Below are 9,844 nucleotides of genomic sequence, written 5' to 3'. Positions count from 1 at the left end.
TAACGGGATCGACTGCATTCCTAGATTACCTAGGTAGTCAGACGGTCTGAATGAAATTCAGGAATACTGCGATTGCCTTAGGGATTGGTGCTGCTGCTGCTGCTGCTGGTCTTTCTTTGTTGAAAGTAGATAAACCAGTCATTATTGGATCGACTGTTGTTTTTTTTGCGGGAGGTTTGATGATTGCTGGAAGAGATGAAAAGGGACTGAATGCTCACCCCGAAAATCAAAGTCAAGACTCTAATAAAGAGAAGGAAAAAGAATTAGTTATGAATGCTATGGAAAAGTTGAAGGTTGGAGATCAAAACGGGGCACTTGATGAACTAAATCAAGCAATAGAAGTTAATGAGACATCCCTAAATGATCCTCAGAGTTCAGCATTGTTTAACATAAGGGGTGGATGTCAAATGAACTTAGGAAACCTTTTAGAAGCAACTAATGATTTCAATAAAGCAATAGACATTAATTCAAATAATGCTAGTGCATATTTTAATCGTGGTGCTTGCAATTATAAGAATAATGATCTACAAGGTGCAATTAATGATTTCAATAAATCGATAGAGATAAACCCTAATAATGCAAAAGCATATTTTAATCTTGGTAATTTATACTTGGATTCTGAAGGTGAAGAAGAAGCGATTCCTTTTTATACAAATTCAATAGAGGTTGACCCAAGCAACAGTGATGCTTACTTTAATAGAGGTCTAGCATACGAGGGAAATTATGACTTTGAAGAAGCAGTAGTCGATTTCAAAAAAGTTATCGAAATTGATCCAAAGCGTGCTGATGCATATTATAAATTAGGAGATATTCTTTACAGTGAAATATCTAACTCTGAAGCAGAATCAATCAAATATTTAGACAAAGCAATTGAATTAGATCAGACAAATGCTTATGCTTACTTTACTCGATCTAAAGCGAGAAACTACTTAAAAGACTATGAAGGAGCACTATCTGATGCACTTAAAGCATATAAAATTGATCCTAAATTAGATGATTTAGATACAGATATTGCATCATATTATAATGATCTAGGTAGACATGAGGATGCAATTAAGTGGATAGATGATGAAATAGCAGCAAATCGACTAACCAACATTGTTATTAACAATGTTGCATCTGGAGATGAGTATATAGATGCATCTTTTTATTTTGAGAGAGGTCGTGCACAAAAAGCATTAGGAGACCTCAAAGGTGCCTGTGAAGATTGGAAAAAAGCAGCAGATTTAGGTGATGAGGGTGCGGCGGAATTATTGAAGGAACATGCTGACTAATGATGGAAGAAGAAAGTCAACGTTTAATCGAAGAGTATTACGAGAATGGCAACAAAAAATTTAATTGCAATGATTACTCTGGATCACTTTTAGAATTCAATAAAGTAATTGAGCTGAACCCAAAAGATTACATTGCTTATTTCAATCGTAGTAATGCTAAGGGAAAGTTAGGTGACTATCAAGGTGCATTAGATGATTTAACAAAGGCAATAGAAATTAATCCAAAATATGCTCTTGCTTATTACAATCGCAGCAATGTTAAGACTCAGTTAGGAGATTTAAATGGTGCTATAGATGATTATACGAGAACTATGTTGGGTGGTACAGATGATTATACGAAGGCTATAGCCGTTGATTTAGACCTTATTATTGGGTCGTTTTTGAACCGTGGACTCTGCAAGTTTGACTTAGAGCAATATGCAGATGCTATTGATGATTACACTCAATCAATTAGGCTTGATCCACTTTTAGAAATTGCTTTCATTTATCGAGCGAATGCAAAAGTTCAACTAAATGATTTTAGAGGAGCAATCGAGGACTACTCGAAGGCAATTGAGATTAACTCTAACAATTATGATGCATTCAATAATCGGGGATACATTAAATTTACGCTTAATCAACTTCCAGATGCACTATCTGACTACACCAAAGCAATAGAAATTGACCCCCTAAAGGTACTTGCATATAATAATCGAGCTAATTTAAAGTTGTCTTCCGGAGACATCAAAGGTGCCTGTGAAGATTGGAAGAAAGCAGCAGAATTAGGTGATGAAGATACGGCTGAATTATTGAAGCAGCATTGTGAATGAATTGTTCCTAGCCTTTGTAATACCTGTTTTAATACTTGGGTTCGTCTATATCCTAATTATTGACAACAAAGGTCTGCCGTTATGGATGGAGAAGTTATCGGACAACAGTGGAACTATATGGACCTACGGAGTGATTGCAATTACTGTTCTATCAATTTTGAAGTTTTGGAGTGGTAATTAAATGACTTTGAGCTCGCATAGGCAACACAAGATTTATATAGCAGCGACTATGGGATATGGTCTTGGCTCAGAAGATCCTGAAGAAGTTGCTTATTACGAAAAGATCAAAGAAGAGATGAAAAAAGATAGAGAAATGGGAAACATGGGGATAACAAGAAGCGATTAATAAATGATTGACCTCAAAAGAAACGGCAAAAAAGAACCTGTAAAAGCAACTGGAGTCCGTAGTAGAGAATCGTCTTCTTATAAACCTAATCAAACAGCAGATTTCAAGATCAGTAGAGGTCGTTTCTCAAACTTCCTGACTTGTAAAAGATGCTTTTATCTAGATCGAGTCATGGGTCTTGATCCGCCTGGAACACCCGGTTGGACTCTCAATGAAACCACTGACCTTCTACTTAAAAAAGAATTTGATGAGTGCCGAGAAACTCAGACACCACATCGTTTATTTGCTGCTAATGGGTTAGGACATGTAGTTCCTTTTGATCATCCAGAAATGGATAACTGGAGAAATTCTCTTCATCGTGGATTGATGCTTAGACACAAAGACACCAGCATTATTTTGACGGGAGGAGTCGACGATATATGGCAGGACACCAGAACCAAGCAGTTAATCGTGGTGGACTACAAATCTCAAGCAAAGAATGGTGTTGTTGATAAGCAAGACTATTTAGATGATCCATATCACGATGGATACAAGATTCAAATGGATTTCTATGCCTATCTGCTTTCAGGTATGGGGTTTGATGTCCATCCAACGTCTTACTTCTTGGTCTGCAATGCCAAAAGAGATGACGATGGCTTCCATAAGACGATGAACTTTGACGAATACCTCGTTCCCTATAACTGGAATAGCTATTGGATCGAAGAAGAAGTTGATGAGATGGTTGCTCTTATGAATCAGCATCAAATCCCTGAACCGAATGAGTGTTGTAAAAACTGTGCTTATTCAGAACAGTATGCAAAAGCAGTTCATCAAGCTGACAGTAAGCAAAGGGAGAATGTCCAAGGCTCATTCTTTTCTTGATTCAAGAAGTAACAGTAAATATTATGAACTTGTTGCATGGGTCCTTTTATATCAATCTTTTGAGGGTATATTCGCACCTCAAATTTCAGCTAGCCACAGCTTTTTAAAGCATGGACAAGTTGACGGCAATTAAATATTTTACCGACAATTAACGAGTGTTTAAAGGGTTTTAACAGAAATAAGTACAGACACTTTTTTAAAACCAAAACCATTCCATCATGAAACTTTGTTCTATAGGCGAAACCGCCAAACAGTTGGGCTACAAGTCGAGATCACAAATTTATCGGATGATTTCTGATGGTTGGCTCGATGACTATTTAAAGGAGGTCAATGGGCGTAAATATTTGGAATTAGAACCTCGCGGCAAGGCTCCATTAAAGGAACACATGGCAGGGATTACACAATGGCGACCTACTGGAGTACTTCACAAGCAACTGTAAAGGTAACTTTGATTGAATCTACTTAACAAATTCATTAAATCCCTTTGTATGACTCTATTTCTGCTTGTGTCCCTACTTTAGAAAGCCTACGCTAAACAATTTGTCTGCCTTTCGGATAACCCACTGTTATAAAGCCCAGAAGAACCTAGACTTAGTAGGTCGACAGCGAAGGGCATGAGTCCTCCATCGACAAAAGCATTTTTTTTAATCTAATGAACATCACTAAAGCGTCCAGTAAGGACGAGGTGATTACTTCTGCTTGCGAGTTGGTCGATTTCTCATTCCTCGTCATCGTAGTCTTCTTCTTCTTCTTCTTCTTGTTTATATATGAAAGGCAGATGTCTTTGCGCAGCCCATTCAATATAAAACCAGACAACATCATTCTTATACTTGTTTAGATTGCCTTTGCTTTCCTCAAACAAATCGGTAAGGATACACTCATCCCAGTGATTAATAATATAGCTAACAATTTCATCTTCATGTTTATCAAAGAATGGAACAGTTTCAGCCTCAGTTTGATGACAATGTGCTGCTCCTCCAATGCATCTACTCCCGCACCAAATATTTTCTAGATCCTCTTCTTCATAGTCGAGGTAAAGTTCCCATAATGCAGAGTTGGGCTTAGCTTCATTGTAAATTTTCTCTGAAATCAATTCAATATATGTCGATACAAAATCAGTTTTGGCAAACACATTGAGATCAATTCCTTCCTTAAGCATATTGCTATTATCCATAACATATCTAACAATTTCATCTTCATGTTTATCGAAGAAATTAACGGTTTCGGTATAGATACTCTGCTGGGTATTTTCGACATACCAGTCAGTTATCTTTAAATTTAACCTATATACACCGGTCAACACATAATACCTTAAAGTATCAATATCACATGCATTCTTAATTGAATCGAAAGCAGTATCAGCTTCAGTCCATAGCCATAGTTCTTTTCCATCTTTATCTTTTAACAGAAAGTCATTCTTTACTTTTTTCATAATTCCAATAGCCCTCCTCTCTTATCCCCTTTATAGCTGACCTAGCTCAGGTCTTCATGCAGGGTCTTCAATGCTTTTACAAGAAGCTTCAAGACTAGCTCCATGAGGATATTTAAATCTCAACTTCAAAGTAGATCTATTGATTGTTGTCTCTCCGCCTAAATCCATAGAGACTCCATGGCCAGAAATGATGATATTAGTATCTGTAATTTCAACCTTGTCTGGTCCATATTTGACTGGCTTAGAGAAAGAATCTAATTGGCTATAAAAATCAACTGTATTCGCCTCAATATTGATGGCGTATTTTGTAATCCATTTTTCTCCATTGTCTTGAAGAGTCCTAGAGCACTCCAGATAGACAAGATCCTTTTCAGATTGATTACTCTTACACCCCACTATTGAGAGTGCCAGCGCAGCGAGTAGGGGAAGTAGTAAGCGTTTCATATCTGAATTATGCAGCCTTAGCAGTTTTATTTCTTTTGGCGTAAAGATCAGCAGTTCCATCAGGAACAAAGCGGGCATAACTTTCTAAGTGAACTTCAATCGTGTGCCCCATCGCAGCGGCAATATTAGAAACAGGGAAACCAGCAGCATGAGATTGTTTTGCATACCGATGGCGGAATGTGTAGGGGACTAAAACCTCTCCTATATGTTCCGCTTCTTTTTGGAGTGCTTTCCAAACAGCTTTACCTCTTAAGCGTGTACGAAGTGCTTCAGATCCTTTACCTTCTTGTCCTAAAGGTGGGAGTGATTCACCAGCTTTTAATCGCTTCTCTAACTTCCAATCAATAATCTCTCCATCCATATTGGTAAGCAGTAAAGGATGCAATCTGCGAGGTTCAGTTTTATCTCCTTTTGTTCCACCTTTTGATTTTTGATAGATCGACCAAAGTTCATTGCCTTTGAACCTTAAAAATCTCAATTCTTCAGGACGTAATCCATAAACGCTTAAAAGTTGTAGGCCGAATCTCCACTTCTCATCGGTTTCAGATTCAATTAATCGAAGTATCTGAACATCACTTAAAGCAAACCCTATTCTTTTAGGCTTCCTGATTTCTGGAACTGTTGCAGGCGGTGCATAAGCGGCTGGAAGCTTTCCACGTAAAACAGCCCAATCAAGAAAGTTCCTAAGACTACGGCGAGCAATTTGTCTTCCTCGTGTTCCTTGCTCCCATTGCTCTAAAGATTTGAGCATTAATGATTCACCATCAATCGGTTTACCTTTAGCCCGCTGCATTAATACGCCAGCTTTCGTAAGAACGGGTATATAACTTTTCTTCCACGTCAATTCCCCAGCATTAGGAACAAACTTTCTGAAGTCTGTAATTAGCTCATCCCATTTCAATTCATGCTTTGAATCTGATGCACTTGTAACTTCACAGGCTTGAGCAAGTGTCTTTTTCCCTTTGGCTAAAGAATATCTTTTGTAAATTTGCTGAATATAAGGAAGTGCTTTGGCTGCTCCTGATTTAGTCCAATCAAAAGGAAGGATTCTTGTTGAAACTTTTCCATCGACTTTCACTTGAAGGCGCATTTTGCCCTTGTAGTTAGTAACGAACCATTGATCGCCATCTGCAATAGAAGCTTTTAATAAATCCCTAAAGTTCCCTACCCAAGGATCAGTTTCAGTCTTAATAGGCATCTGGATTCTCCTTTTTATGTTGTCTTGCTTTGGAATGGCAACTATCTGGTGACCAACGATTTCTGATTTCTTCTAGGAAGTCATAGATAAATTCATCGGGACAATCCAGCGCTTTCTGCAATTCGTTCAGTTCATCGGTAATAAATTCATTGACGCTAGAGATCACTCCTGTCTGTTGCTCTTGGGTTGGTTTCCACTTATCTGGCATCACCTAGTGCTTGGGGGTCAATAGGTATCATTGTGCTAAAGGCGTGCTAAAGAAGCAACTTATTGTGATCTTTTCTGAACAAGAGTGGATTTTAATTTTAGCTGAGAACTGGCTTTGTAGCTTATAACTCTAGTAATGGCGGTAAGTACACCTAGTGTTTTGGGAGCACTAGGTCGCAGGTTCGAATCCTGTCGCCCCGACTAGGATCTGAGGGAATAGCCCTACACAGGGTCACGCAAAATTCACGCAAAAGGTAAGGAGGATCACCGAATTTAAAGGGATTTAACGGACTTATGGAAACAATCTTCCCAATGCTTTTGTTAGTTGGTTCAACCATTTACTTGGTTTGGATGTTCCAAAGGTTTTTTAAGAAGAAGGATTCCTAGCTGCATGAAGTGTTGAGCTGGATCATCTAAAAAGAAATAAAACTGCTAAGGCTGCATAATTCAGATATGAAACAGAAACTCTTATTACTGGTTGCCCTAACTGCTGGTCTGGCTTTACCTGTTCAAGCTGAAGTAAGTAAGAAGGTTCACAAGATGTGTCTACAAGCAAAGGATTATCAAGGTTGTGTCAATGCAAATGTTGGGAGATCCAACTCTGTAGAGGTTTTCAACAATCCAGGGACAGCTAGCTCTAGAGGCAATTCCTGTCCTTATGGTTATGCGTTTATCGGACAAGGATATTGCGCTGAGGTTATTTGCAAAATGGGAGGGCGGAATAATCCTTTACTTGCTGGAAAAAAATGGAAATGTACCCCGAAGCCTGGAGAAACAAGGGCTAATTTAGAACCAGGTCCAAAGGTTCGTGCTGGAAATAATAATCAATGTCCGAATGGGGATCCTCAAATAGGATGGTCGAGTACTTGTGAAGCTCCTTATAAAGAACCCCCTAAAGCTGAAAGAATAGAAGGTCGACGTAATTACACTTCAGGTTATTGATTCAGTGAAGGGTCCTTTCTGTATGACTTGCTCAATAAACTAAAATCATGCCTATCAATAAACCTATTCCTGACTCTGTTATTAGCTTTTGGAAAAAGTTCTTTAAAGACCTTAAGGCGAGATTTAAAAAATCAGGTTAAAGCTGCATGAAGAGTTCAGATAGATTCGCTAGAAGGTGATACGAGAAAAAGACTAATGAATGAAAAATCAGACGAAGAAAAGCGAGAACAGAGAATTAAGCAGTTATTACGTCAAGTAGAAGAGGACATAAAAGAAACGCAAGCCAAATTATTAGACCCCCAATGCTCTCCTGAATCTAAGGAGAAGTTAAAAGAGAGTCTAAAAGTTTTTGAAGATGCGAAGAAGTTGTTTAAAACTGGACGTTGGTATCCTGGTGCACCTGGACAACATTGGAAGATTAAAAATGGCAAATGGATTCACTTTGATGCTATTTCACCTCTGGAAGAACCCTCTTCTTTTTAATAGTAAAAAAAATCAAGTTACTAGTAACCCTGAAGTCTTTTCAATGCACCAGATTGTTCCTCTATGCAGAATTCAACCATTGAATAATCATCTCCCCACTCATTCAAACAATTATTTTTTATGTTGTTACCTGGACTTCTATAGACATTGTTTCGAGCTTTGGTCTGTTCTTCTATGCAGAATTCAACCATTGAATAATCATCTCCCCACTCTTTAAAACAATTTGATCGAATATCAGCATTAATTGACTCAGGACAAATGAGAGATATAAAGCCAAGCAATAGTGGACCTAAAAAAAACTTTTTCATAAAAAATAACTCTTACTATATAAGCTATCTTTACTAGCTTAATCGATGTATTCCCTGCAAAATAGATCGATCAAAGAAAAAGAGCAGAAGGACCTCTTGTCGCTTAAAAATAATATTCATAATTTGTCGAAAGAAGTCTTGCCAACATCGAAAGGTCACGGCAAGATTGGGAACCAACTCACAAATTGGCACGTCTGACAACTGTGTCCTGATGGGAAGCGAAATACCAGTTCCTTGGTCAAAAACAGAAGACCAGAGATTCATTGAATTGAATTGATTTTTCGCTAAATACGACTCCTCACAATTGAATCCAATGGAAGTTCTATCTCGCATAAGAGCTTTACCTCTTAATGCGGTTAAAATTATTCGGCGCACACCTCCTCTTGTTTTTGCCACGACAGTTTTATCAGTTGGCGGACTTATTGGATTTATAAGCGCATCAAAAATCTTGGTAGATGGACTCAAGCCTCCTGTGAATTACATCACTGTAACGGGAGCGAGTACAGAACCGATAGAAAGTGACATCGCAAAGTGGGACATCAAAATACAGGCAGAAGGGAAATCACAAGTGAACTCCTATAAAAAGCATCAGGAATCCATAAGAAAAACTATCGAGTTTCTTAATCGCAATGGGGTTCGAACGAATGACTCTCAATCTGTAGCCTTACTACCTGCTTCGACATCCGTGGTGAAAACCAAAAATTCAAAAACAGGTGAAATTATTTCCACAAAATGGATCACTACTCAATGGATAGAAATTGAAAGTAATGATGTTTTTAATATTGATAAGACATATCGAAAAATCAGTGCACTTCTTGGCCAGGGAGTCCTTGTAAAGCCTAGTCGGCCAAAGTTCACATATACAAAGCTTGCAGCAAAACGAGTCGACATGCTTTCTAAGGCAACTAAAGATGCACGAACGCGAGCAGAGGCAATTGTCCGGCAAGCAGGTTCAAGTCTTGGCACTGTGAAGAAAGTTGATACTGGTGTTTTTCAAATAACAGTCCCCAACTCAACCAAGGTCAGCAGCTGGGGTTCTTATGACACAACAACGATCAGAAAAGATATTACGGCCGTAATGGGAGTCACTTTCATTGTCGAATAAAACTTATTTTTTAAACCCCTATCACCGAAAAGTCCATGTGCTTAGAGCCCGACGTCTGGGAGGAGTGCTACCAAGACACATCAGCCCTCTCATACGAACAACTAATTGACCTGAATAAACATTATCAACGACATGGTGAATCTTCTATTGATGACGAGTTTCATCACATCGTAAAGTTGGTCATGAAAGAAAAAGAAACTCAAATAAAAAGTCTGGAAAAGTCTCTATTCCTATCTGCTTCTAAGACAAATCTATTTCTAAAACTAGGAAATATTGGGAAAAGTCTTATCTGGTTCTTTTCTCGCAAAGATCCCTATAGAAATGCAAAAAGGGATCCAGTAGAAGAAGACGTTTCGTCTTCCTACTTCTTGCCTGCAGATGATGTGTGGATTTTATAAGTAACCAATTAGATCATTTTCAGCAATTCTCTATTGA

The 9,844-nt window shown here is 38.2% G+C and carries 16 protein-coding genes; 11 read left to right on the top strand and 5 right to left on the bottom strand.

Features of this window, described 5'->3' with window-relative positions:
• Nucleotides 1-50 precede the first annotated feature (50 nt).
• The 6 genes from O5635_RS00480 (at nucleotide 51) to O5635_RS00455 (ending at nucleotide 3,730) form a co-directional block, all read left to right on the top strand.
• Nucleotides 51-1,274: a tetratricopeptide repeat protein gene (locus O5635_RS00480; RefSeq protein ID WP_269607629.1), complete on the top strand. Its 1,224-nt coding sequence runs from the start codon at nucleotides 51-53 to the stop codon at nucleotides 1,272-1,274.
• Complete coding sequence (locus O5635_RS00475; protein WP_269607627.1) at nucleotides 1,274-2,083, top strand: tetratricopeptide repeat protein; 810 nt, start codon at nucleotides 1,274-1,276, stop codon at nucleotides 2,081-2,083. Before O5635_RS00480 ends, O5635_RS00475 begins: the two co-directional genes overlap by 1 nt.
• Nucleotides 2,076-2,264 (top strand): hypothetical protein, encoded by a 189-nt coding sequence (locus tag O5635_RS00470; RefSeq protein ID WP_269607625.1) that lies wholly within the window; start codon nucleotides 2,076-2,078, stop codon nucleotides 2,262-2,264. The genes O5635_RS00475 and O5635_RS00470 overlap by 8 nt, the downstream gene beginning before the upstream one ends.
• Nucleotides 2,265-2,429 (top strand): hypothetical protein, encoded by a 165-nt coding sequence (locus tag O5635_RS00465; protein WP_269607623.1) that lies wholly within the window; start codon nucleotides 2,265-2,267, stop codon nucleotides 2,427-2,429.
• Nucleotides 2,430-2,432: 3 nt separating this feature from the next.
• Nucleotides 2,433-3,290, top strand: coding sequence for a PD-(D/E)XK nuclease family protein (locus O5635_RS00460; protein ID WP_269607622.1), 858 nt, complete (start codon nucleotides 2,433-2,435; stop codon nucleotides 3,288-3,290).
• 218 nt (nucleotides 3,291-3,508) lie between these two features.
• Nucleotides 3,509-3,730 carry a hypothetical protein gene (locus O5635_RS00455; RefSeq protein ID WP_269607620.1) on the top strand — a complete coding sequence of 74 codons (222 nt, stop codon included), beginning with the start codon at nucleotides 3,509-3,511 and terminating at the stop codon, nucleotides 3,728-3,730.
• A 278-nt stretch (nucleotides 3,731-4,008) separates the two neighbouring features.
• Here the strand turns inward: O5635_RS00455 and O5635_RS00450 are convergent, their stop codons facing one another.
• From O5635_RS00450 to O5635_RS00435, 4 genes are read right to left on the bottom strand one after another with little or no spacing between them, the layout of a single operon-like run.
• Nucleotides 4,009-4,722: a hypothetical protein gene (locus O5635_RS00450; protein ID WP_269607618.1), complete on the bottom strand. Its 714-nt coding sequence runs from the start codon at nucleotides 4,720-4,722 to the stop codon at nucleotides 4,009-4,011.
• A 54-nt stretch (nucleotides 4,723-4,776) separates the two neighbouring features.
• A complete protein-coding gene (locus tag O5635_RS00445) occupies nucleotides 4,777-5,166 on the bottom strand; it encodes a hypothetical protein (protein ID WP_269607617.1) in 390 nt (129 codons plus the stop codon).
• 7 nt (nucleotides 5,167-5,173) lie between these two features.
• Nucleotides 5,174-6,364, bottom strand: coding sequence for a site-specific integrase (locus tag O5635_RS00440; RefSeq protein ID WP_269607615.1), 1,191 nt, complete (start codon nucleotides 6,362-6,364; stop codon nucleotides 5,174-5,176).
• Nucleotides 6,354-6,572: a hypothetical protein gene (locus O5635_RS00435; protein ID WP_269607613.1), complete on the bottom strand. Its 219-nt coding sequence runs from the start codon at nucleotides 6,570-6,572 to the stop codon at nucleotides 6,354-6,356. The genes O5635_RS00440 and O5635_RS00435 overlap by 11 nt, the downstream gene beginning before the upstream one ends.
• A 452-nt stretch (nucleotides 6,573-7,024) precedes the next feature.
• Between O5635_RS00435 and O5635_RS00430 the strand changes: the two genes are divergently transcribed.
• Both O5635_RS00430 and O5635_RS00425 read left to right on the top strand, forming a co-directional pair.
• Nucleotides 7,025-7,513, top strand: coding sequence for a hypothetical protein (locus tag O5635_RS00430; protein ID WP_052043083.1), 489 nt, complete (start codon nucleotides 7,025-7,027; stop codon nucleotides 7,511-7,513).
• Between the two features lie 195 nt (nucleotides 7,514-7,708).
• Nucleotides 7,709-7,996, top strand: coding sequence for a hypothetical protein (locus O5635_RS00425; RefSeq protein WP_036903464.1), 288 nt, complete (start codon nucleotides 7,709-7,711; stop codon nucleotides 7,994-7,996).
• Between the two features lie 20 nt (nucleotides 7,997-8,016).
• On the opposite strand, the gene O5635_RS00420 is transcribed toward O5635_RS00425, so the two are convergent.
• A complete protein-coding gene (locus O5635_RS00420) occupies nucleotides 8,017-8,304 on the bottom strand; it encodes a hypothetical protein (RefSeq protein WP_036903467.1) in 288 nt (95 codons plus the stop codon).
• 45 nt (nucleotides 8,305-8,349) lie between these two features.
• On the opposite strand from O5635_RS00420, the gene O5635_RS00415 reads away from it, so the two are divergent.
• From O5635_RS00415 to O5635_RS00405, 3 genes are all read left to right on the top strand, one after another.
• Nucleotides 8,350-8,502, top strand: coding sequence for a hypothetical protein (locus O5635_RS00415; protein ID WP_269607611.1), 153 nt, complete (start codon nucleotides 8,350-8,352; stop codon nucleotides 8,500-8,502).
• Nucleotides 8,503-8,617: 115 nt separating this feature from the next.
• On the top strand, nucleotides 8,618-9,409 hold the full coding sequence (locus tag O5635_RS00410) for an SIMPL domain-containing protein (RefSeq protein WP_036903469.1): 792 nt from the start codon (nucleotides 8,618-8,620) through the stop codon (nucleotides 9,407-9,409).
• A 35-nt stretch (nucleotides 9,410-9,444) separates the two neighbouring features.
• Nucleotides 9,445-9,807 (top strand): hypothetical protein, encoded by a 363-nt coding sequence (locus O5635_RS00405; protein WP_036903472.1) that lies wholly within the window; start codon nucleotides 9,445-9,447, stop codon nucleotides 9,805-9,807.
• The last annotated feature ends 37 nt before the right edge of the window (nucleotides 9,808-9,844 follow it).

This window comes from Prochlorococcus marinus str. MIT 0919 (assembly GCF_027359375.1).
In the GTDB taxonomy this organism is placed as follows: domain Bacteria; phylum Cyanobacteriota; class Cyanobacteriia; order PCC-6307; family Cyanobiaceae; genus Prochlorococcus_D.
This window is presented reverse-complemented; position numbering and strand designations above follow the sequence as displayed.